This is a genomic window from Pseudoalteromonas sp. TB51, assembly GCF_000498055.1.
Taxonomy (GTDB): Bacteria; Pseudomonadota; Gammaproteobacteria; order Enterobacterales; family Alteromonadaceae; genus Pseudoalteromonas; species Pseudoalteromonas atlantica.
On the sequence record NZ_AUTO01000260.1, the window covers coordinates 1 to 872 of the forward strand.

The following is an 872-nucleotide window of genomic DNA, read 5'->3' on the forward strand; positions in this document are numbered from 1 at the left end:
AAGTGAAATAGAAAACCCCGTCACTCCACAAGACGAAAAGCTATTAATAAAGACTGATAGCCCCGCTATTGAACTTGAAAACATTAGCTTTAACTACCCATCTCGCCCCGATGTAAGCGCACTTAACAAAATAAGCTTAACTATAGAGCAAGGTAAAACCGTTGCCATTGTAGGCCCCTCTGGCGCAGGTAAAACGACGTTATTTGAATTACTACAGCGCTTTTACGACCCTGCTCACGGCGCGATTAAATTTCATGATGTAAATATTAAAGACATATCGCTTACCACCCTGAGGGACAAAATGGGCATGGTGGCACAAAACCCTATTTTATTTAGCTCAGACGTAATGCATAACATTCGTTACGGCAACCCAAACGCCACTGACGAGCAAGTATATACGGCCGCAAAACATGCTCATGCCGATGAATTTATTAAGCAATTACCGCAAGGCTATAACAGCTTTTTAGGTGAGCAAGGCGTAAGGCTATCGGGTGGGCAAAAGCAGCGTATTGTATTGGCACGCGCTATTTTAAAAGACCCTGAAATACTGCTTTTAGATGAGGCAACCAGTGCACTCGATGCACAAAGTGAGCACCACGTACAAGCCGCGCTTGAGCATTTAATGCAAAACCGCACCACGCTTATTATTGCTCATAGACTAGCAACGGTTAAACATGCTGATGTGATTGTAGTAATGGAAAATGGGGAAATAAAAGCAACTGGGAGCCACCAGCAATTGCTAGCAAGCTCCCCTTTGTATCAGCGTCTTTGTGAATTGCAGTTCAACAAAAACTAACCTTCTGTGTTTGGCACTATTTGAATTTCTACACGGCGGTTTTGAGCACGGCCATTTGCGTTATCGTTAGTGGCTA

1 protein-coding gene is annotated in these 872 nt (G+C 43.6%); it reads left to right on the forward strand.

Annotated features, from left to right (window positions below; translation table 11 throughout):
- Nucleotides 1–796 (forward strand): ABC transporter ATP-binding protein (locus L650_RS0115420; protein ID WP_029773668.1); only part of this gene is annotated, 796 nt, incomplete at its 5' end.
- Nucleotides 797–872: the final 76 nt, after the last annotated feature.